This window comes from Halobacteriovorax sp. DA5 (assembly GCF_002903145.1).
Classification (GTDB): Bacteria; Bdellovibrionota; Bacteriovoracia; order Bacteriovoracales; family Bacteriovoracaceae; genus Halobacteriovorax_A.
In genome coordinates this window covers 120,732-140,620 of the sequence record NZ_PPDJ01000008.1, presented here as the reverse complement: position 1 = coordinate 140,620, position 19,889 = coordinate 120,732, and the positions used below count along the sequence as shown (strand labels likewise).

Sequence of the window (19,889 nt, the reverse complement as noted above, 5' to 3'; positions counted from 1 at the left end):
TTCCTTACTTTTCTATTTTCAATCTCTCCCTCATTTCATCTTCAATTTCTTTTTGAACGTGCAATTGTACATAAGTTTCAATTAAGTCACTTTCAACATCAATTTTGTACTCGCATAAGATGAAAGTTGGGATTTTATGTTTATTCCAAGTATTCTTTTTAAAATTATAAATATAAACACCCTTTTCTGGTGTTTCACTAGTTGTTCTTTCGTTTGTGATAGATACCCACTCGTGTTTTGAGTACAAGTTGAAGTGTTCACGGCATAGGTGAAGAGCATCAACATTGAAGTAATCATTTTCAACAAGTTCTTTTTCACAAATACTACAAAGACCAAGAATTTTTTCTTGAGGCTTGTTTTTTTCTAAGAGATTATTAATTTTATCAGTTAGCTTTCCGTCTTGAGTTTCTTCTTTCTTTATTTCTTTGCGAAAAGCAATGAATGCAAATACCCCAATGAGCATAAATAGCGCAATAGCAATGATTACAAGTAATGCAATGATGATAACTGAATTGTCCATGTTATTAGTTTAATGGACTTAGCAAATATGAACAATGGCCAGAGGCCTATATCCTAGTATATTTTGAAAATATCTTCTTACCGCTACCCTGATGCGTTCTGTTCTCTGATCGATCGTTCCATTTTCGTTAAAGTAATCAAAGCAAATTTCTTGTAGTTGACTAATTTGATCTGAATCCTCAGGTATCCCCATTGTTGTTACGTGAACTCTATGTTTTGAACGTTTTAGACTATTATTTGAAATAGAAACAAAGACTGTACCGAGGGTGGCCATTTTTCTTCTTTCTGAAATTTTTTCGCGCTCAATAACAATTCTATTGCCGTGGATTAAAATTGGAGGAATCTCCTGTGAACGATTAACTTTTAATTTACCATCTTGTGTAAATGAAATGCAGTCGTGATTTTTAATCTCAATAGCTTGTGTATTAGGAAGGATTGATTTTATAAATTCGCAATGCTTTCTTAGAAAATATGTTTCCCCATGAATTGGAATAGCAATCGTTGGTTTATAGTGATCGTATACATCTTTAAGGTCTGCTTTACCAGGATGGCCAGATGCGTGAATCATTCCATTGTAATGTGTTATGACTTCACAACCCTTATCTGTAATTTCATTATAAAGAAGAGATAATTTTTTTTCATTTCCCGGTATAGCTTTTGAACTAAAGATGAAAGTATCGGTTTCATTAAGTTTATAATACTTATCACTTGTACTTGTAATTCTTTTTACTGTTCCTCTGAACTCGCCTTGGCTACCTGAGCAAAGAATAATATGTTTTTTCTTTAAGTCTGCTACTGACTCAACTTCACGCACTAGTCCATGATCATTGAAGATTTCACATTCTCTAGCAATTTGTGTGTACTTAAGTAATGAACGACCATAGGGAACGACTTTCAATTTGAGTTCTTGAGCAATATTGAAAATAGTTTGTAGGCGATGAATGTTAGAAGCAAAGCAAGTTATGAATACTCGTCCCTTAGCGTCTGAAATAAAAGTGGATAAGTCTTTTTTTAGTTCCGACTCTGATGTCGTTCTATCATTGCTGCTTGTAATATTTGTAGAATCTAGCATTGCAATTCTATTACTAAATTTCTTAGACAGAAGATTGATCTTTTCTAATTCAATAGGTTCCTCGTATTCCGAATTAAAATCACACTTGAAATCGGAAATAAAAAGCACTCCAGTATCGATTTCTTTGATACCAAGATGAATCCCTTTAGTGTTTGGAATAGAGTGATTAACATGGACGATGTCTATTTCAATTTCATTGAGGATTAATTGACTCTCTAAGCGATTTATTTTTTTTGAAAGATTCAAATACGATAATTTATCTTCAATTAGTTCTTTTGCGAAAGTTGGAGCATATACTTCTGCTTCAGGAAATCTTTCAATATAGTGAGATATCGCACCAATATGATCTTCGTGGCCGTGAGTAATAATTAAAGCATCAATCTCAACTTCAACATTTTTTAAATCTGGAATCAAGTAGTTGATATCAAAACAGTCTTCGTAAGGAAATAGAATTCCACTATCGATAATCAGGTTTGTATTTTTATATGATACTAAAGTCGCGTTAGAACCAATCTGTCCAACTCCGCCGAGAGGTGAAATATTTAAGTTAGACATTAAGATCCTTTTGTCGAATTCAGCAATAATTCGAATTCTTTATTGTGTTCAACTAATTGTAGTAATCTTGCAGCTAATATCTCAGATGCAACATCAGTTTCTTCTCCAACGATGAAGTCTGCATATTGTCTTTGAGGTGCTAAAAACTTTTCATACATTGGACGTACGCTATCGTAGTATTGATTGATAACACTTTCTAAACTTCTACCTCTTTCTGCAACATCTCGATTAAGTCTTCTTGTGAAGCGAATATCTGCTTCAACATGGAGAAAGCAACGTATATCTAATTTCTCTCTAATTTCTTGATCAAAAAGTGTGAAGATTCCTTCAAAGAGAACAACTGGTGTAGGTTTTAAAGTCGTCGTTGTAGCGGTACGATTACTCGTTTTGAAATCGTAATTTGGAACTTCAATCGACTCGTCATTCTTCAGTGCTGTAATATGTTGTTGAAGGAGAGGCCAGTCAAATGCTTGAGGATGGTCGTAATTTGGTCGTCCTGATTTCGTATAATGCTCTTTTGGTTGCTCTGGTAGATAGTAAGAGTCCATTGATAGAACTGACACTTTCTCTTTTGGTAGTTTAGAAATTACCTTTGATGCAAAAGTAGTTTTTCCTGAACCTGAACCACCAGTGATTCCAATTAGCTTCATAGATGACCTTTGTTTGAATGTTTTCAGTAACTTATCACAGATTGAGTTCACATCAAATAAAAGAGGTGATAATCTTATAATAATTACATTTGTGTCATTCGTCAGGGATATTCGATGTCTAGAATTTTATCTATTTTGCTAATTTCTTTCCTAAGTTCAATGGTTTACGGAGCGAGTCTTAATGTCGCAATCTCATCATCGCCTAATAGCTTAAGCCCATTTTTTTCAACTGATGCAAATTCGCAAAATATCAATCGTCTTATTAATGCATCACTAATCGACTTTGACAGTAATATGCAACCTATTTGTCAGTTGTGTGAATCGTTCAAGGAATTTCGCACAAAGGAAAATTATAAGATTCGCTTTAAACTTAAGCCAGGTCTCAAATTTTCTAACGGTGAAGAATTAACTTCTAAAGATGTTCAAAAGTCTCATTTTTATTTCACAGAAACGGCTAAGATCAAATCAATTTTTAGATTCGCATTTGGAAATATAACAGAAGTTAAGATTATAGATAAATTAACATTCGAATTAATTTATAAGAGTTTTGGCCTTGATCATCTTCCCAACTTAGTTCTATTTAAAATTATTCAAATTCCTAATTACGACGTTGTCGATAAGGTTGAAATGGTCGATATTGTAGGTGCAGGTGATTATAAGATTACTAAAATTGCTCCACTACAAATCGACTTGAAGTCACTTAAGAAAGGTCATTATGATTTAAATTTTGTTGTCGTTAAAGATGAAACAACCCTTTCTTTGAAGCTTATTAAAGGTGAGATTGATCTTTCTGTCGCTAATATTTCACCTCGTAAGGTTAACTACTTAGAAAAGAATAGTGATGTGAATGTTCAAAAGGTTTTGGGAACAGATTATAATTTTATAGGACTAAATCAAAAGAAGGGTGTTCTACAAAATGTTAATATTAGAAAGGCGTTAAGCCATCTCGTTCCACGTAACAAAATTATAGAATATAAATTTAAAAATAATGCTGTTGCATCTAATGGACTGTTCGCAAAATCATTTAAGAGTTTCTATATAGACATGCCCGTCGATGAGTTTGATCCTAAAGTCGCTTATGATCTTTTTTTAAAAGCGGGCTTTGTAAGGAAGAATGGTGTTTGGTACGACCCAGAAGGTAAGACATTCTCTCTAACTTGGAAGACTAGTAGTAATAAGTTTCAACAAGAACTTGTTACAATTATCAAGAATGAATTCGAAAAATTTGGTCTCGTTGTTAATGTTGTCCCTCAGGAGTGGGGAACATTTCTTAGGGGAGTCAAAAGAGGGGAATATGATCTTTATTTAGGGCGTTGGATCGGCTTTACTGGTCAAGATATGCTTAAGTTCGCTTTTTACTCTGAAAATATGGCCCCAAAAGGTGCAAATCGTGTCTTTTTTGATAATAAAGAATTCGATAATTTAATTGTAAAGGCAGAGCAAACTATTGATAAGAAGAAGGAAGTTGCTCTTTATAAAAAAGCCAATATTGTAGTAAACGAACAATACCCATATATTAGTTTATGGCACCCGCATGTTATTTGGGTGATGAGTAAATGTATAAAACTGAAAGAGATTTATCCAAATGGAAACTTTCTAGTTTTAAAGGAAATTGAGAATGTCTGTAAAAACTGAAATCTTTAAAATTGTTACGATCGAGTTTCAAAGTAGCTCACAATGTGAAGAAGTAAATAAAATCGCCCTTAATGACTTTGAAGTTGATGGGATTGAAGAATTCTCAATGGAAGAAGCTCGTGTTGATGAAATTTTAGGAGAAAGAGCCTATTCTGGTGGAGATGTTCCAGAATCTGTTATTGATGAAGTCGTTGATATATCAGATGACCAAGATGTGAAAAAGTTTAATTACTTTTTCTTCCAAGGTGACATTAATAGGGCCCATGATTTTGTTAAAGCGATTGAAGGTATGGACTTATCTATTGAAGTTAAGGATGAGGAATACTCAGATTGGAATGAAGTTTGGAAAAAGCACTATGCACCTATTGAAGTAACTCCAGAGCTAAGTGTAATTCCTGAATGGTTTAAAGAAGAAGATTACAAATCAAATAATAACAATATCTATATTATTCCTGGAATGGGCTTCGGTACAGGTGAGCATGAAACAACTTATTTATGCTTGAAACATTTTATGGCCGTTAAGGATTCATTTAAGGATAAAGATCTGTGTCTAGACTTTGGATGTGGATCTGGAATTCTAGGTATTGGTGCAATCAAAAAGAGTAATATGCTCGTAGACTTTGTTGATATTGATCCAGCAGCACTTGATAATTGTCATGAAAACTTAAAACTTAATTTAGATGAAGATCGCTTAAATGGACATCGACTAGTTGCTCGTAAACGCTTTAATCTTGATGATAAGTACAAGTTAGTTTTTGCAAATATACTTATGCATGTTCTTGTTTCAGAAAAGGAAGTACTCCTAGATTCCCTAGATGATAATGGTTATTTAGTTTTATCTGGAATCTTAAATGAACAAGTTAATGATGTAATTGAAGAGTATAAGTCTTTGAAGAAAATTGATGTATTATCTAAAGGTGATTGGTCTGCAATTCTTTTAAGAAAGGAGTAGTTCATGCGTGCTATTTATACTCGAGATGATCTTTCTCCATCGATTGATGGAATACTAAGCTTTTCAGATGATCGAAGCCACCACTTAATTAAAGTCGTAAGAGTTAAAAAAGGCGATGAAGTACTACTACTTGATGGTCAAGGTGGTCGTTATACAAGTGAAGTTATAAATTGCACCAAGAGAGAAGTTTCTCTTAAAATAAAATCCTTTGAGAAAGTAGATAAGTTTTCAAATATCGACTTAGCAATAGGTCTTCCAAAAAGAGAGGCTTTTGAAAACGCACTTAAGAATGCAACTCAAGTCGGTATCTCTGAAGTATTTCCGTTTCAAGCAGATTATTCTAACTGGTCAATAAAGAACTTTGATCGTGTTAGCTCTGTAATTGAAAGCTCGTTAATTCAATCTAATAATCCTTATATGCCGATTGTGCATCATGAAACTGCTAGTTTAGATGCTCTTTTTGAGATCTTCCATCAGTATGATTATATATTCCTAACGACATTATCCCGTGCAAATGGTAATGATATCGAAGACATTAAAAGCATCAAAGATAAACGTATTTTAATTATCATTGGACCGGAGGGTGGTCTCTCTAACCGTGAAGAAGAACTTATGTTTAAAGAGAATAATGTAATTGGCCTTAGGCTAGCGACACCTATTCTCAAAACGGAAAGTGCAGTACTGACAATTGTGGGCTATGTACTTGGAAAATTTGATGTTAAATAAAAAATGTGTCATCCTATTATAAGAGGGCTCAGGGATGAATTTAGATACACAACATAATAAGAAACCAATAAATTTAAATGACTTCGAAGAATTTGAAGACTTTGAAATTGAAGATATACCATTTAAGCCAATTAATGAAGGTCTAGGCTTTCACCATGGAAGAGCAAGTAAAGAAGTATTAAAAAGTGCCAGAGTTGAAGTTACACCAACTCAGTCACATGTTAATAACTTTAATAAAGTTCTTGGCCGTGAAAAAGAAATGAGTGTTCCATCAGAACTTGAAGCTTTCTATCGTAAAGGAACTGAGTCTGAGATTCCTAAAGTAAATCGTGAAATTGAAATTAAGAGTAAAGCTCAAGATGTTTCAATTGCAAGGCGTTTTGCTTCTTACATAATTGATATGAGTGTGTCTTTAGTTGTTTTTGCTGTCACATTAGCTGCAATGTTTTTAGTAAGTGGCCTACCTCAAGAGTCATTTATTGAAATCACACTTCAAAATTCAAATTATAGATTTTTGATTGCTTTATTTGTACTGATTCATATTATCTATCGTATAACATCAGTTTATAGACCTACTTTTGGTCAATACATCTGTGGATTAAAACCAAAGCTTTCTAATGAAGCAGCATTTAATACTATTATTGAAAGAACTTTATTTGAATTCATTTCAATTCCACTTTTAGGTCTTCCATATATTCTAGGACTTGATAAGAAGTTCTTTGGAAATAGTTTAAAAAAGAGTAAGTAATGAAATATCAAGAAGCAAAGGATTATGTTGAAGCTAACTTTAGTGGGCAAAAAATTGTTTTTACTAATGGCTGCTTTGATATTCTCCATCGTGGACATTTAATGTACTTAAATGAAGCGAAGAAGCTCGGTGATGTACTTATCATTGGACTTAATTCAGATAGCAGCGTTAAGCGTTTGAAAGGTGAAGATAGACCTGTTAATCCAGAGAATGATCGCCAATTTATGCTTGAAAATTTAAAAGCCGTTGATAAGGTTTTTATTTTTGATGAAGATACGCCGTATGAATTGATTAATGCTGTTTTACCAAATACTCTAGTTAAAGGTGGTGACTGGGCCATTGAGCAAATTGTTGGACATGATGTTGTAACGGCCAATGGTGGACAAGTGCTAAGTCTAAACTTTGAAGACGGCTATTCTACGACGAATTTAATCGAAAAGATTCAAGGTAGATCGTAAGTGTATATACATTTACATCAAGATTACGCTGTTATTTCTAACGAAGAATCTAGTATTGAAATTCCTTTTTCGCAAATTTTAAAAACAATTAAAGCTACTCTCAAATCTGGATTAGTCGTTGTTGTAAAATTTCAAGATTGTAATTTTAAATTATCAAATTTAAGAAGTAAGCACTATGTTGCTAATAATGATTTTGCATTTATTAATACTTCATTAAAAAATAGATTTCCTATTGATTATAAAATTAAATCACCGAGTGAAATGCTCCAGTATATGCTTGATTTGAACGATTTGTTTCTTAAGTAATTGATTCTCCTGAGCTCCTTTAGTAGTCGGTCGGAGTTGTTCGGTATCATATTGTCATCGTAGCAAATACTGCGTCCAAAAAAGTAAAAAATCTTCCACTTTTCTCTCAAGAATATTTCCGAGTAACCGTTATGGGTATTGCAACCAGATGGGTCTGGTTGTTTGGGATTTAAAATTGTTGAGACAAGGAGTTTCAACGCAAATTACACAAGGAGGTTGCTTATTCGAGGAGAATAGTAATGGGATTAAGAATTAACACGAACACACAGTCAATTTCAGCACAAAGAAGTCTAGGTCAAGTTAAGAGAACACAAGATGAGTCTTTAAACAAGCTTTCATCAGGTTCAAGAATTAACAAGGCAAGTGACGATGCTGCAGGACTTGCGATATCTGAAAAGTTAAGAGCGAATATCAGAGGTACTCAACAAGCGGCAAGAAACGCGGGTGATGGTATCTCAATGATTCAGATCGCTGAAGGTGGGATGAACGAAGTATCAAATATTTTAGTTCGTCTAAGAGAGCTTTCAGTACAATCTGCATCAGATACAATTGGTGATACTGAACGTGAATTTACTGATAAAGAATTCCAACAACTAACTAAAGAAGTTGATAGAATTGCAGAGTCAGTACAGTTTAACGGAACATCACTAATTAATGGTGAAGGTGACGATAAGGAATTCCAAATTGGTTTATATAATGATGAAACTAATGACAGAATTGCTTACAAGCCATCAGCAGTATCAGTTAAGACAGAAGACCTAGGTATTGGTGGGCTTTCTGTTGCAACAAAAGGTGACGCTCAGACTAACCTTGAGGCTATTGATAAGGCGATGACATCAGTGTCTGGTGGACGTGCGGAGCTAGGGGCTTTACAAAATAGACTACAGTCTACAATTAATAACCTAGAAATCTCTAATGAAAATATGAGTGCCGCAAATTCACGAATCAGAGATACAGATGTAGCAGCAGAGTCTGCAAACTTAGCTAAGGCGAATATCCTTACTAACTCTGCAACTTCGGTACTTTCGCAAGCAAACGCTTCGAGCCAATCTGCACTGAGACTGATCGGTTAAGTAAAAATCTAAATCGAAAGCAACATCTACAAGTAAGGGCCTTCTTCGGAAGGCCCTTATTCATTTATCTTATACTTTCATTTTGAAAAATTGAGCTTAAATAAATAGACCACGTTTTCACGTGGCCCACTAGAATCTTGAAAGAGCAGAAACTCAGGAGAGAGAATCGCTCATTTCTAATTATATTCATAAATCTTATTTCAAAATATGATCCTAATCATTTATTAGTGGCAAAAAATAATGTCGATTTTCATCCACTTTTTAAGTACTTATTATTGATACCTTAATTTCTAACCTATTGAATTTATGTTAATTTGTATACTTTTTTCCAAATATTTGAGGGATTAACTAAAGTATTTAACCGAGTGTAACGAACAGGTATTTGTGAACACTAATTTTGTCTGAAAGCTATTTAAGTAGGACGTGAGGAAAGGAGAAAAAAATGGGTTTACGTATTGCAACTAATACCGCTGCGCAAATGGTGCAGAAAAACATTAAACAAACAGGTAAAGCTTCCGGGGAGGCCTTGGAGAAGTTATCGAGTGGTAAGAGGATTAATAAGTCCGCAGATGATGCTGCCGGTTTAGCGATTGCTAAGAATATGGAAGCACAAGTTAAGGGTTTACGTCAGGCTTCTCGAAACGCAAATGATGGTATTTCAATGGTTCAGACTGCTGAAGGTGCCATGAATGAAACAAGTAATATTTTAGTAAGATTGAGAGAGCTATCAGTTCAGGCCGCATCGGATACGATTGGTGATACTGAACGTGGCTTCCTTGATAAAGAATATCAGCAATTGGTTAAAGAAGTTGATCGTATTGCTGAGTCGACAAAGTATGGATCGATTGAATTATTAAATGGATCAGGTTCCGAGATGGATATTCAGGTTGGTACTTTTGCTGGCGATAGTGGGCAAATCCAATATGACCCTTCTCAAACAAATGCAACTTCATCCGCACTGAATATTTCAGGTTTAAGCGTTTCTTCTAAAGATGATGCAAGATCGTCAATGGAGAACGTGGATGAGGCCATTACGAGTTTATCAGAGCAACGAGCGAATCTCGGTGCGATTCAGTCAAGGCTGCAATCTTCGGTTAATAACCTTGAGATTCAAGCGACTAACTTAGACTCGTCTAGATCTGTAATTGAGGATGCTGACGTGGCCTTCGAGTCATCTCAATTAGCTTCTTCTAATATTGCTAAGCAAGCAGGTATCTCATCGTTAGCACAGGCTAATAATCTGAACTCTGCAGCACTTAGATTAGTAGGTTAATAAATATGGGGGTCCTGCCCCCACTCCTTTCTTAAATAATTAAGCGGCCTTGTGTAGGAGAGACCAAGGCCGCCTTTTTAGGAGAAAGAAGTATGTTAAGGTTGAGAGACAAATGAGCACAAAGAAGTTTGAACAAGATATTATTGAATCAATAAATGAAAACAGTGAAGTTATTGTCTGGGACGTTATTGATCATAACATTGTTAGACTTCCGGCCAAAATAAAAAGTCTTAATGCCTTTGCCAAACAAATCTTTTTAACAATCGAAGATGGCTTAAGAGATAGCTTGGCGCACTTTGTTCGAGGGCCAGGACTATTAAAGTTCTATATTCCAGATTTACAATTAATATTCATTAGCGAGTTAAATGCATCACATGGTAATAGCTTAGAGATCTCGTATCCAGTAAAGGAGAAGAGACTCGAGAGACGTGAACATGAACGCTTTGAGCCTTTGATTCCACTTTATAGTTGTTTTCAAAATATAAAATATGAAATCTTCGATATAAGTGAAGGAGGGATTTCTTTTGTCTTGGGTGCATCTCAATATGAACAGCTCTTTAGTAATAAGAATGAGGTATTAAATTTTGAGGTAGGATTTGCGAAAGAAAAAATTCATGTGAAAGGCCATGTTGTAAATAAAAAGAAGATTAGACCTTATCAGATTTCAAGATTTCCATACGGTGCTTATCGAATTGCAGTTGCAATTGATAATAACCCCGAATATCGAAAGCATGTGAAAAAGCTTCAAGCGGGTTGTGATAATCTTATTAAAGATCTACTTTGATTATCTGCGCTAATCCTATATGATTACTTTATGAGTTGTTATGTGATTTCTGATGTCCACGTGAAATGGGATCAAAAAAATTCTGAATTTCTTAAAAAATTTCTATCTATTGATTTCAATGAAAATGATCGTATTTATTTACTAGGTGATATTTTTGACTTAATGGTTGGAAGCTACCAAGAGTATGAAAAGCAATACGACTGGTTCTTTAAACGTATCAAGGAAATTAAAGATATAGGTGCGACAATTTTCTATATACAAGGAAATCACGATTTTCATATTGAAGACTTACTAACTGATAATGGAATTATTGTAAAAACTAAACCATTTGTAGAAATTGTGAATGAAAGAAAAGTTTTATTCTGCCATGGTGATGAGATAGAAATTGAAAATTTCAATTACCGAGTATGGCGTGGCTTTATTAGGAGTTACCCTTTAGCGCTTATTTCAAAATATATATTCAATTATAAGATCGTAAAGGCCATTGGGGATTACCTTTCTCATAAAAGTAGACAAAGAAATGAAAAACGATATGGTCAAACACAATTGAATGATGGAATTCGCGATAAGTTTAGAAAGAGCGCTGAAATTGCTTCAAGAGAATACAATGTCGATATAATTATCTGTGGCCATAGTCATTATCAAGATGAATTCGTTGCTGAGAATTTTTCATACTATAACTGTGGATACGTACCAGCTTCAAATAAGTTTTTAATTATCAATGATGACTATAGTTTTGAAGAATTAATTTAATCTTATCTTCTTCCGTATTTAAACTTCTCTTTTAACGTTCTAAAGTAATTTCTTTCTTCGTTAATATAGAAGTTAACATGACTACTTCTAGATTTTTTTATTTGAATCTCGTCTTTAGGCTCTAGCTTAAATTCTTTTTGTCCATCAATAGTAAGATAAATGTCTTCTTGCCCACGTGGAATAATAATACTTAATGTTTCGTTATCTGGTAGAACCATCGGTCTATGGGTTAGGGCATGTGGACAAATTGGAGTGAGGACAACTCCTTTAACACTAGGGTGTAGGATTGGTCCATTCGCAGCTAGTGAGTATGCTGTTGATCCAATCGGTGTACTCACGATTAATCCATCTCCTGCTAGGTTGTATATACTCTCGCCATTTGCCTCTAGTTCAAGATTAAACATTCTTGAAATACCAGATTTAGTAATAACAGCATCATTCATAAAGTTAAGTTTAATTTTCTTGTGTCCAGGGCGTGTAATCTCAGCTTGGTATATCTGAACTTTGCGAGTTTTTAATTTTCCCTTCAGTGCCATTTCAAGACCTTCATAGAAATCGTGCTTCGCAAACTCAGCGATAAATCCAAGATTACCCATGTTTATTCCAAAGATATTCACCTTTTTAATATCTTTACTTCTTACAGCACCAATTAAGGTCCCATCACCACCAAGCGTAATTAGTATTTTGCATTTTTTAGCAATATCATCTCGGTTAATGAAATTAAAATTTTCAGGTTGGCTGTTTTTGAATATTTTTAAGATGCGTGATTCTTGAGATTTTTCAAAGTAGACATCGACCTTTCTTCTTATTAGCCAATTTGTTAAGTTTGGTAGAACAGTTGAAAATTCTGTCACTACTTTTGGCTTTAAGATTATTGCTACTTTGTTTGTTATTGCCATTTATTCCTCAATTATAACTTCATTTAAAAAGTTATTTATATCATCAAAAGGTTTCTGTATTACTTTACAACCATAACTTGCAGCCCTTTGAACAATTTGCTCAGAACTGTATGCAGTAATAATATAAAAAATCTTTGATATTTCTGATTCATTATATTTAGTTTTGGATTCTTCTATTATATCAAAACCAGTAATATCTTGAAGCATTAAATCACAAATAATACGCTCATAATTGTGTTCTTTGATAAGTTCTATTGCTTCTTTTCCACTGGCCGTAGACATAACATCTACCCCTTTTCGTTTAAGTAGAGTTACAATAGTTTTCTGTATCAGAAGCTCATCTTCAACAACTAGTATTTTCATGATTTACCTTGGGAATATTTATTTGGAAGTGGGCGCCTTTTTCGGATTCAATGAGATAAATATCACCATTAATCTTTTTAGTTAAATTTTTACAAATTGCTAAGCCTAGTCCTGTTCCAGTGTCTTTTGTTGTAAAAAACGGATTGAATATATTGTTTTCTATATCTTTAGATATTCCAGGCCCATTATCAATTATATCGATCAAAATCTTATTATTAACTTCACTAACGTTAATATCGATTCTTGAGTTTGCAATATTGTTAACATTAAGTGATTGTGAGCTGTTAATAAGTAAATTAAATATAACCTGACTTAATAATGTTCCGTTAGTCATTATTTCAATATCATTGCTCATGTCAAAATTAACTTTGTGGGATCTAGATTCCGATTTTGTTAAAATGATTGTTTCAGCAATTAAGTTTTTTAATGATGTTGAAGTGAACTCTTCATCATCCTTATATAAATTTGAAAACTCTTGAATAATAGCTTGTGATCTTTTTACGCTGTTTGATATATGCGAAAGTGTATCTTTTACATCGAAGTCTTCAGTTTGTTCTATTAGAAGATTGTGAGAAAGATCAATTCCAAAAAGTGGGTTACTGAGTTCATGCCTTAGCGTGTTTAAGAGTTCTCCCATTAGTAGAATTCTTTCATGATGAAGTGAGCTTGTGTCTTGTTGATGATCTTCAATACCGATTTGATTGATCTTAACTCCGTCATCTTCAATAACAAAAGAATTGATAGGGAAATTAGAGAGAATTTTATCTCTTTCGATCTTTGATTGCCTGCTACTTTCTACAGTTATTATATTAAATAACTTAGGAATAGATTTAATGATCAACTTGTCGAAGTTTGTTCTGTCTATATCTGCAACAGGGAATAGGTCATTACGTGATAGGAGAATAATTAAGTTAAAGTCACGAAACGATAATTCTTTTGCTAAGAAATGTCCGTCTAATTGTATATGCTTATTAAGTAACTCTTTTTGATCAAAAGACTTATTTTTACTTTTTCTAACTTTTGCGAATAAAGTGTTAAAAAAAGTAGGTTCTTGATAAGTCTCATAATATTCATCATTTTTGTAGGTGATAGAGTATATATTAGTAGTACCTTTTTGATGAATGAGCATTTGAGAGGAGCTAAATCCATTTAACTCATCTGCATTTGTAAGTGCCTTTAGGAATGATCGAATACTATCTTTCTTTTTAAATTGAAATTCTTTGCTTGGTAGTAGAGTTAGCTCTTTTGCATCACATATTTTATCAGAAAGAAAATCTGTCGAATTCATTAGAACGAATTTCTTACTATTGATTTTTAATTCAATTTCATCTTTATTATATTTAACGATCTGTAGTTGAGAATTTTTTTTTGAGGTAGTTAAAAAATTGCTGTCTTGAAATAATGAATCCAAGACAGCTTTATCTGCATAAATATTTAAAAATTTATCTTTGACTCTTGAATGAGTGGTATTGCTCTGATTTTCCACTGTTTAAGATTATCTATTAGTTCATATTCTAGCAAGTCAGAAAGCATCACAATATCATTGTTTTCACGTGCTGGGATAAGTGCTTTAATAACAGAAAATAGGTGAATCTCAAGATTCTTAATTACTTCTTTATCTGAGAAGAAATTCTTGTTTGCTTTTCTTGCCGTAGCATGAATTCTCGTAATTAAGTGAACATATAGATCGAGTAACTCAATTAAATCTGCAAAAAATAAGTTCCCTTGATCAATATTTCCTTTATTGAACTCATCTGTAGTAATTAAGATTTTATCAACTAATTCATCAATATATCTTTTACAATCTTCCAATGCTTCAAAAGCCAATTCATAAGAGTTTTTAATTTGTAGACTAGGGTAGCCAAGCTCTTCGAGCGTGTAGTCTAATAATTCTCCAACTTCATCAATTGAAAAAGATTTGCCTTCAATGACAACTGCTGTGATTGATTCATTATCTGATATACCATCTGTTTCAATTGCTGTTATGGCCTGTCTAAGGGAAATCGAATTTCCATCTAAAGAAAAGCTATCGTTTCCTAGTTCTAATGTGATCATATATTTTCCCTTGCCTCTGGTTTGGACTTGTTAATGAGTGAGCATTTTTCGAAAAATTCGTAAAGGACACTACACATAAGAGATATCTCGTTATACGTGTAGAATGCAGCTTCGGATAATTTTACAAGATTATTTCCTTGTAGATTGTTTTTAGCAACTTTTGCAAAGTCTATGACTGGTGCTAGTAGTGGATAAGAAGTCGATACAAGATCACTAAGACGATCGATTTCATCTAGTTTTGCTGAAAACTTCCTTATCTCTTCTAAGCTTGGTGTATTCTTACTAATTTCTTCGATTATGTATCGTGAGTACTTTTTACCAAATTCTGACAGCTCATATAATGTTTCAATACCTTTTGACTGTGAACTTAGTTGTGCTTTAGTTTGAATATTAAAAGAAGGGATATCCATGCTAGTGTTAATTTCAGTAAAAATGCTAGTCCACGCAATGTGATAGAAATTTCGCATAACTTCTTTTGCATCTTGATCCTTATGTAGTGATTCTCTAATATATAAGTCTCCATTATCAAGCATGTCAGAATGATAAAGCTTTACTCTACTTAAAGAGAGAGACGAACATGAGCTATTTAATTCCTCGATATTAATCTTGTTATTATTTAATAACTGTCCAATACATTGATGAGTAATGTTGTATGGAACATCGTTGTGACATTTGAACTCAGTGCACTCATCCTTTGGGAAACAAGGAGCACACTCTGTTTTAGGCGCTAGGTTGTAGTTGTCTAGAGCATAAGGAGTTGTTTCATGCGGCCTAACAGTACCTAGGGATATTGTTAAAGTTTTTATGTTTTTGAAACTTAGAAGATTCCCAATCATTGAATCATGGCCCACGAATAAAAAAGAACTATCGACTTTTGAATATAGTTCTTTTAGATCTAAACCAATCCATAGATTAACACGATCCTTAAATGGCCTAATTAGCTCGGAATTTAAAATTTCATCTGCTGATTTTTGATCTTGATTAGAGCCGCAAATATATACTTTTACATTCTCATTCTTTTTTAATGTTTGGTAAATAACTTCAACCCATCGGTTCGCTTTCCACATTTTTTTTTCATTTGATGCAAATGGGTGAATTAATAAATTTGTTTTCTTTTCACTTGAATAATCTTTATTACTTAAATGAGTGAGCTTCTTTGTTGTCCCAATGATTGAAGAGAATAGGTCTACTAGATTAAATGGGTTAAGATCACCTCTCATTACTGTTGAGTAAAGGTATTGTGACCATCTGTCTGTGATTACTCTCTCATGTAAGTCATTGAAGTATGGACCTACTTTATTACTTGATTCAATTAGCGAGTGAAGGTATGTCGCAGATTTAGAAAAAGCGAGGTTGATTGATACATCGATATTTTGTTCATTAATTTCTTTAAGTTGTTTCTTTAATTTAGAGAGGGCCTCTCTCACATTGTCAGCTCCAAACATTGCTGTTTTGTGCTCAATTGTTACAACTTTATCAAATACCTTTTCTAATAAGAACATGATCGGTGTAGCAAATTTTTTACGCGCTACTAGGACAACTCTATATTCGGGATGATTTTCTTTTAGTAGCTTAACGGCATGAGATGTTTGCAGAAGATCACCAATTCTTGTTGTTTGAATTATTGCAATGGTCTTTTTATTATCTGCTTCGTTTTTTAAGGCGTTCATTGATTGCTCCTATTCTTCTTCTAGGACAGAACATAGATATAAAAAGGCCATGTCGTCTTCGCTCAAGTTTTCTCTTTTGACTTGTTTCTCTTGAATTCTTTCAAGTTCTTTGAAGAATTCAGTCCTTAAATTGTTATGATCTTGATTCATTTAATAATTCCTTTGTAGATTCTTCTCGTAATCTACTACGACTCTCTCTTACTAAAATTGATACTTCTTTAATTTGTTCAAATTGTATTTGTAGATCATTTTTTAAAGCGATTAAAATATGCTCTACTTCTGATAGAGTCGGTGTTTCGATATTATTAATTTTTGCTCTGTAGAATAAAAATGGAAGTGCGCAGTAATCAGATGTATGACCTATATATAAATTAATATCCGCTAACTTTGCTTGTAGTTTTTGCGTGTCTTGTGCAAGTGTTGCCTTAATTGCTGCTAACACATGACGTGAGGATTTAATTAATTCCCCCTGAGCTTGCTCTAGCCAGTTGTACGTAAAGTTTAAGTCACTTTCGACAATACCGTGTCCAGAAAGTGTTTTTCGTTCTATTTTTCGATATAAGAAATCTCTTGATAGATACCTTTCAAGCTCTATTTCTGTATCGATACGTCCTTCTATATTTTTATAAAAACCACCTAATTCGTCGTGTTTGATTTGATAGATCGATATGTCAGTGTTTTGTAGATATTGTTCTTCTTTATTTAGGAAATACTTATTAAGTACATAAATAATATCTTCAGCTTTAATGATCTCATTATTTCTAACTTGTTTTTCCGTGTGTGCACTTGGGCCATAAGCAAAGTCACGATCTTTAATTCGTGGAGTGATAATCATACTTTCTAGATTTGTTGTTCCTTGTTTAAGAAATGGTGAAGGACCCATTGAAAGCTCAATTGTTGGAACATCTAATATATCTGCCATATGCTTTATTGCTGTATCTGGTGTAATTAAAAGATCACAGTTGATTAACACTGATGGAAGAGCACTGAACTGTGCTTCAATTGTTACAGCTTTCTTGTCTAATTCGGAATTGATTTTATTAGCATAAGATCTTTCGTCTGATGACGGAGCGATCACTAGCAATGGGATCGTATCTTCTTGTGCATTAAGTTTGTTGATTAGATTGATAAGTTCTTGCCTTTCAATCATTTTATTAATGTTTGATGCTGTTAGTTGAATAGCTATCAGCTTAGGATCGATTTTTCCTTCGGCCTTTCTCATTTTTAAGAAATTTTGATGGCATACCTTATTGTATTCATTTGAAACGTGTAGGGCATTGAATGAGTTGTTTTCTTCAATTCCAACCATCTTATGATAGCAATCATTGAAATTTAGTGGAGCATATTTTTGTTGTGTAAGTACGTCATTAAATACAACAGCCCATTCATTTGAGTATTTAACATTACAGTTAAGGTCAAATTGAATACCTTTAAATTCTTTGTTTATATATGATGCTAAACTCGTTGAGATTCTATCGTTAGAGTAGTTTATTACTAAATTCCAACTTTTATTTATTTCTTTTATCGTTTTACCAAATTCATCGAGAGCAAAGCCGTTTGAATAGATCTTATTTTTTTTGTAGCTAACAATCTTTTTTCTATCAAGTGTGATGATATTTTTAACACCATTTAGTAACTCAGCAGACTTTTCAAATTCTTTGTTAATTAAAATCGTTATATTTGCTTCAGGGTGTTTGTTCTTTAGTGATGAGACAAGTCGTCCCATTTGAAAAATGTCACCATGTCTTTTGAAGTTGATAATTAGTATATCTTTCATCTATTCCTCTTAACCTTGCTTGATTACGGCATCAAAAGCCAGGAGTAAAAAATCATTTTTATTTTTAAATTGATTTGTTTGATATATTGCTCTGTCGATATGTTGATCAATTGTTAAGTCTTGATCAGCATTATAGAGTAGGGACTTAAGTTCGCTTGATTTAATATGCTCGATACAGTCACCGATTTTGCTACTCGCTTCAAAATCTAAAAAGTCTTTGTAGAACTTATTGTAAAGAGAGAATGAAGGAGCATGAGTAAGTATAGTTGGTTTTTGAGAAAGAAATGATGCGACATTCTTTTCTTTATAGATACTCGCCACATCATCAGTGGCATATACTTCGATGTTTTTATTTGGAAATAAATTGTTCTTTATACATTCTGTGTATGTTTGCTCATTAGGTTCGATGACAATAACTTTATAATCTTGACCATGGTATATCTCAAGAAGCTTACATGCTTCATAGACGTGGTAGGCAAAACCTAAACCTAAAATTAATAAATTCTTATTCTCTTTAAGTTGATGCTCGATATTGGCGATTAGCTTTTTAGCTTCCTTTGCAGGATGGTAATTCGAATGTAGGTGTACGCCGTTAATAACAGGTACCTTTAAATTACTTCGTGATTGTTTAATTTCGTACGAATGTATATCTAAGAAAGAAAGTGATTTTGCAGGAATTGCTTGTACTAATTCTTTTGCTAGTTCCATAATTTCCTCGTCCTAAGGCCCAATGGTCTTTATATAAAGTGAAGCTCTTTCCTAGAGCTCCACCATATTATACTATAATTTCGATTAAGGGGGCAAACTGGTCTAGTATTACCTGTTTTTTACATTGTTCAGGTTGTAGCCCTGAAATTGTTGACGTTTTTTGAAGACAGTTGAGATTTCTTTAGTAGTTGACTCTTTTGCTTGTGATAGTAGGTTTAAGCACTCATCATCAAGCTTTTGATTTTCATGAACAAGTTCCGTGACATCTTGTATCCAAGATTTAAAGATTTCGATATCTTCTTGTGGATAAATCACTTTATTATTCTGAATTTCAGCTTCAATATCATCTTGGAGTAGGCGAATGATATTAATCAGTCGCTCTCTATTTTCAGAGATATTATCAACGAGGTCAAATCTTCCATTGTTACATGAAGTGATCATAGACTTTGTAGAGTTAACGAGAAGTCCCAGTAAATCTAGATGTCTAGTGATCTTATTAAAGATCTCTATTGTGTTCATTATTTAGCCTTTTGCTCAACTCTAAGTTGCTTAACAGCTTCTTGCCAACCTTCATATAGCGTCGTTAAAACTTCAAGGACTCCTTTTAATGGCTCCTTATCAATTTTGATATTTGCCTGTGTACTTGAAAAAAGCATAAAGTCATATAAAGATGAAAGTTCTTTGGCCACATCTCCACCAACTTCAAAGTCTAAACTACTGTTAAGCTCGATGATAATATCTTGTAGCTTTCCAATAAATTGTCCTTTCGCAGATAAGTCCTTCTTTTCAATTGCTTCAATTGCTTTTTTACAATTTTTAATAGCAGCTTGATAAAGCATAAGTAGGATTTGCTCCTTACTTGCTGTTTTTACAGATGTTTGTTTGTAGGCACCTAAACCGTAACTCATTTACT

23 protein-coding genes are annotated in these 19,889 nt (G+C 33.3%); 10 read left to right on the top strand and 13 right to left on the bottom strand.

Going from position 1 to position 19,889, the window contains the following annotated elements; all coding sequences use genetic code 11:
* Nucleotides 1–4 precede the first annotated feature (4 nt).
* Genes C0Z22_RS11460 through udk form a run of 3 tightly spaced genes read right to left on the bottom strand, consistent with a single transcriptional unit; the run spans nt 5 to nt 2,796 of the window.
* A complete protein-coding gene (locus tag C0Z22_RS11460; RefSeq protein ID WP_103218513.1) occupies nt 5–520 on the bottom strand; it encodes a hypothetical protein in 516 nt (171 codons plus the stop codon).
* Between the two features lie 18 nt (nt 521–538).
* Nucleotides 539–2,146: a ribonuclease J gene (locus C0Z22_RS11455; protein ID WP_103218512.1), complete on the bottom strand. Its 1,608-nt coding sequence runs from the start codon at nt 2,144–2,146 to the stop codon at nt 539–541.
* Nucleotides 2,146–2,796 (bottom strand): uridine kinase, encoded by a 651-nt coding sequence (gene udk, locus C0Z22_RS11450; RefSeq protein WP_103218511.1) that lies wholly within the window; start codon nt 2,794–2,796, stop codon nt 2,146–2,148. The genes C0Z22_RS11455 and udk overlap by 1 nt, the downstream gene beginning before the upstream one ends.
* A 114-nt stretch (nt 2,797–2,910) precedes the next feature.
* Here udk and C0Z22_RS11445 point away from each other — a divergent pair, with 114 nt between their 5' ends.
* The 10 genes from C0Z22_RS11445 (at nt 2,911) to C0Z22_RS11400 (ending at nt 11,504) form a co-directional block, all read left to right on the top strand.
* Nucleotides 2,911–4,431 carry an ABC transporter substrate-binding protein gene (locus tag C0Z22_RS11445; RefSeq protein WP_103218510.1) on the top strand — a complete coding sequence of 507 codons (1,521 nt, stop codon included), beginning with the start codon at nt 2,911–2,913 and terminating at the stop codon, nt 4,429–4,431.
* Nucleotides 4,415–5,383 carry a 50S ribosomal protein L11 methyltransferase gene (locus C0Z22_RS11440; protein ID WP_103218509.1) on the top strand — a complete coding sequence of 323 codons (969 nt, stop codon included), beginning with the start codon at nt 4,415–4,417 and terminating at the stop codon, nt 5,381–5,383. Before C0Z22_RS11445 ends, C0Z22_RS11440 begins: the two co-directional genes overlap by 17 nt.
* Nucleotides 5,384–5,386: 3 nt before the next feature.
* Nucleotides 5,387–6,109 (top strand): 16S rRNA (uracil(1498)-N(3))-methyltransferase, encoded by a 723-nt coding sequence (locus C0Z22_RS11435; RefSeq protein ID WP_103218508.1) that lies wholly within the window; start codon nt 5,387–5,389, stop codon nt 6,107–6,109.
* Between the two features lie 34 nt (nt 6,110–6,143).
* Nucleotides 6,144–6,857 (top strand): RDD family protein, encoded by a 714-nt coding sequence (locus C0Z22_RS11430; protein ID WP_103218507.1) that lies wholly within the window; start codon nt 6,144–6,146, stop codon nt 6,855–6,857.
* Nucleotides 6,857–7,315, top strand: a complete 459-nt coding sequence (rfaE2, locus tag C0Z22_RS11425) for a D-glycero-beta-D-manno-heptose 1-phosphate adenylyltransferase (RefSeq protein WP_103218506.1) — start codon at nt 6,857–6,859, stop codon at nt 7,313–7,315. Before C0Z22_RS11430 ends, rfaE2 begins: the two co-directional genes overlap by 1 nt.
* Nucleotides 7,316–7,621 carry a hypothetical protein gene (locus C0Z22_RS11420; RefSeq protein ID WP_103218505.1) on the top strand — a complete coding sequence of 102 codons (306 nt, stop codon included), beginning with the start codon at nt 7,316–7,318 and terminating at the stop codon, nt 7,619–7,621. It begins immediately after the preceding gene.
* Between the two features lie 239 nt (nt 7,622–7,860).
* Nucleotides 7,861–8,694, top strand: coding sequence for a flagellin (locus C0Z22_RS11415; protein ID WP_103218504.1), 834 nt, complete (start codon nt 7,861–7,863; stop codon nt 8,692–8,694).
* A 442-nt stretch (nt 8,695–9,136) separates the two neighbouring features.
* Nucleotides 9,137–9,967, top strand: a complete 831-nt coding sequence (locus C0Z22_RS11410; RefSeq protein WP_103218503.1) for a flagellin — start codon at nt 9,137–9,139, stop codon at nt 9,965–9,967.
* A 112-nt stretch (nt 9,968–10,079) separates the two neighbouring features.
* Nucleotides 10,080–10,751, top strand: a complete 672-nt coding sequence (locus tag C0Z22_RS11405) for a PilZ domain-containing protein (protein WP_103218502.1) — start codon at nt 10,080–10,082, stop codon at nt 10,749–10,751.
* Nucleotides 10,752–10,781: 30 nt separating this feature from the next.
* Nucleotides 10,782–11,504 carry a UDP-2,3-diacylglucosamine diphosphatase gene (locus C0Z22_RS11400; RefSeq protein ID WP_103218501.1) on the top strand — a complete coding sequence of 241 codons (723 nt, stop codon included), beginning with the start codon at nt 10,782–10,784 and terminating at the stop codon, nt 11,502–11,504.
* Between the two features lie 2 nt (nt 11,505–11,506).
* Here the strand turns inward: C0Z22_RS11400 and C0Z22_RS11395 are convergent, their stop codons facing one another.
* From C0Z22_RS11395 to fliS, 10 genes are all read right to left on the bottom strand, one after another.
* A complete protein-coding gene (locus C0Z22_RS11395) occupies nt 11,507–12,403 on the bottom strand; it encodes an NAD(+)/NADH kinase (protein ID WP_103218500.1) in 897 nt (298 codons plus the stop codon).
* Complete coding sequence (locus C0Z22_RS11390) at nt 12,404–12,766, bottom strand: response regulator (RefSeq protein ID WP_103218499.1); 363 nt, start codon at nt 12,764–12,766, stop codon at nt 12,404–12,406.
* Nucleotides 12,747–14,177 carry a sensor histidine kinase gene (locus tag C0Z22_RS11385; RefSeq protein ID WP_146037879.1) on the bottom strand — a complete coding sequence of 477 codons (1,431 nt, stop codon included), beginning with the start codon at nt 14,175–14,177 and terminating at the stop codon, nt 12,747–12,749. The genes C0Z22_RS11390 and C0Z22_RS11385 overlap by 20 nt, the downstream gene beginning before the upstream one ends.
* A 23-nt stretch (nt 14,178–14,200) precedes the next feature.
* The gene (locus tag C0Z22_RS11380) at nt 14,201–14,821 is read right to left on the bottom strand and encodes a hypothetical protein (protein ID WP_103218497.1); all 621 of its coding nucleotides are present in this window, start codon (nt 14,819–14,821) and stop codon (nt 14,201–14,203) included.
* Complete coding sequence (locus C0Z22_RS11375) at nt 14,818–16,491, bottom strand: glycosyltransferase family 9 protein (RefSeq protein ID WP_103218496.1); 1,674 nt, start codon at nt 16,489–16,491, stop codon at nt 14,818–14,820. Before C0Z22_RS11375 ends, C0Z22_RS11380 begins: the two co-directional genes overlap by 4 nt.
* A gap of 9 nt (nt 16,492–16,500) precedes the next feature.
* The gene (locus C0Z22_RS16050) at nt 16,501–16,641 is read right to left on the bottom strand and encodes a hypothetical protein (protein WP_158246910.1); all 141 of its coding nucleotides are present in this window, start codon (nt 16,639–16,641) and stop codon (nt 16,501–16,503) included.
* Nucleotides 16,625–18,268: a glycosyltransferase family 9 protein gene (locus C0Z22_RS11370; RefSeq protein ID WP_103218495.1), complete on the bottom strand. Its 1,644-nt coding sequence runs from the start codon at nt 18,266–18,268 to the stop codon at nt 16,625–16,627. Before C0Z22_RS11370 ends, C0Z22_RS16050 begins: the two co-directional genes overlap by 17 nt.
* A 9-nt stretch (nt 18,269–18,277) precedes the next feature.
* Nucleotides 18,278–18,976, bottom strand: a complete 699-nt coding sequence (locus C0Z22_RS11365) for a hypothetical protein (RefSeq protein WP_103218494.1) — start codon at nt 18,974–18,976, stop codon at nt 18,278–18,280.
* 108 nt (nt 18,977–19,084) lie between these two features.
* Nucleotides 19,085–19,495, bottom strand: a complete 411-nt coding sequence (locus C0Z22_RS11360; protein ID WP_103218493.1) for a hypothetical protein — start codon at nt 19,493–19,495, stop codon at nt 19,085–19,087.
* Nucleotides 19,495–19,884, bottom strand: coding sequence for a flagellar export chaperone FliS (gene fliS / locus C0Z22_RS11355; protein ID WP_103218492.1), 390 nt, complete (start codon nt 19,882–19,884; stop codon nt 19,495–19,497). Before fliS ends, C0Z22_RS11360 begins: the two co-directional genes overlap by 1 nt.
* Nucleotides 19,885–19,889 lie beyond the last annotated feature (5 nt).

Coding starts and splice junctions, on each gene's coding strand:
- C0Z22_RS11460 (WP_103218513.1), bottom strand. CDS start 520: ATGGACAATTCAGTTATCATCATTGCATTACTTGTAATCATTGCTATT.
- C0Z22_RS11455 (WP_103218512.1), bottom strand. CDS start 2,146: ATGTCTAACTTAAATATTTCACCTCTCGGCGGAGTTGGACAGATTGGT.
- udk (WP_103218511.1), bottom strand. CDS start 2,796: ATGAAGCTAATTGGAATCACTGGTGGTTCAGGTTCAGGAAAAACTACT.
- C0Z22_RS11445 (WP_103218510.1), top strand. CDS start 2,911: ATGTCTAGAATTTTATCTATTTTGCTAATTTCTTTCCTAAGTTCAATG.
- C0Z22_RS11440 (WP_103218509.1), top strand. CDS start 4,415: ATGTCTGTAAAAACTGAAATCTTTAAAATTGTTACGATCGAGTTTCAA.
- C0Z22_RS11435 (WP_103218508.1), top strand. CDS start 5,387: ATGCGTGCTATTTATACTCGAGATGATCTTTCTCCATCGATTGATGGA.
- C0Z22_RS11430 (WP_103218507.1), top strand. CDS start 6,144: ATGAATTTAGATACACAACATAATAAGAAACCAATAAATTTAAATGAC.
- rfaE2 (WP_103218506.1), top strand. CDS start 6,857: ATGAAATATCAAGAAGCAAAGGATTATGTTGAAGCTAACTTTAGTGGG.
- C0Z22_RS11415 (WP_103218504.1), top strand. CDS start 7,861: ATGGGATTAAGAATTAACACGAACACACAGTCAATTTCAGCACAAAGA.
- C0Z22_RS11410 (WP_103218503.1), top strand. CDS start 9,137: ATGGGTTTACGTATTGCAACTAATACCGCTGCGCAAATGGTGCAGAAA.
- C0Z22_RS11405 (WP_103218502.1), top strand. CDS start 10,080: ATGAGCACAAAGAAGTTTGAACAAGATATTATTGAATCAATAAATGAA.
- C0Z22_RS11400 (WP_103218501.1), top strand. CDS start 10,782: ATGAGTTGTTATGTGATTTCTGATGTCCACGTGAAATGGGATCAAAAA.
- C0Z22_RS11395 (WP_103218500.1), bottom strand. CDS start 12,403: ATGGCAATAACAAACAAAGTAGCAATAATCTTAAAGCCAAAAGTAGTG.
- C0Z22_RS11390 (WP_103218499.1), bottom strand. CDS start 12,766: ATGAAAATACTAGTTGTTGAAGATGAGCTTCTGATACAGAAAACTATT.
- C0Z22_RS11380 (WP_103218497.1), bottom strand. CDS start 14,821: ATGATCACATTAGAACTAGGAAACGATAGCTTTTCTTTAGATGGAAAT.
- C0Z22_RS11375 (WP_103218496.1), bottom strand. CDS start 16,491: ATGAACGCCTTAAAAAACGAAGCAGATAATAAAAAGACCATTGCAATA.
- C0Z22_RS16050 (WP_158246910.1), bottom strand. CDS start 16,641: ATGAATCAAGATCATAACAATTTAAGGACTGAATTCTTCAAAGAACTT.
- C0Z22_RS11370 (WP_103218495.1), bottom strand. CDS start 18,268: ATGAAAGATATACTAATTATCAACTTCAAAAGACATGGTGACATTTTT.
- C0Z22_RS11365 (WP_103218494.1), bottom strand. CDS start 18,976: ATGGAACTAGCAAAAGAATTAGTACAAGCAATTCCTGCAAAATCACTT.
- C0Z22_RS11360 (WP_103218493.1), bottom strand. CDS start 19,495: ATGAACACAATAGAGATCTTTAATAAGATCACTAGACATCTAGATTTA.
- fliS (WP_103218492.1), bottom strand. CDS start 19,884: ATGAGTTACGGTTTAGGTGCCTACAAACAAACATCTGTAAAAACAGCA.